The sequence below is a fragment of the Sporosarcina sp. P32b genome, assembly GCF_002743335.1.
In the GTDB taxonomy this organism is placed as follows: domain Bacteria; phylum Bacillota; class Bacilli; order Bacillales_A; family Planococcaceae; genus Sporosarcina.
In genome coordinates this window covers 1-410 of sequence record NZ_PDZB01000069.1, presented here as the reverse complement: position 1 = coordinate 410, position 410 = coordinate 1, and the positions used below count along the sequence as shown (strand labels likewise).

The following is a 410-nucleotide window of genomic DNA, read 5'->3' as shown; positions in this document are numbered from 1 at the left end:
GGATTCATATCCATTACGACTAATTTCACGTCCGCTCCATATTGATACAGATAATCTTTAATCGTATCTTTTCTACGATTTGGCAAGATGTCGAGTGGTTCATGCGTATCTGCATTCGCAATGATGAGTTGATAGGTACCTGCGTCTGTATCGCCTTTATATTCATCGATGGCAATCGCTTTAGGAAGCCGGACACCCGATACCATGTGTTGCTTTGCCACTTGTTGAAAGCGTCGGATGATTGTAGAACTGGAAGTTCCTAACGTCTCCCCAGCTTCTTTAAACGTCTTGGCTTTGATGCATCGGACTTGTGCTACTAGATTCCATTCTTTTGAAAACCGTTGATACTTATCAATAAAAGATGCCTTTTCAGAAAAACGTTTTCCACAAGCACACGCGTATCGACGACG

General features: G+C 42.4%; 1 protein-coding gene. It reads right to left on the bottom strand.

What is annotated here, in order from left to right:
* Nucleotides 1-410: transposase (locus tag CSV64_RS16500; RefSeq protein ID WP_143565224.1), on the bottom strand; the 410-nt coding region annotated here is incomplete at both ends.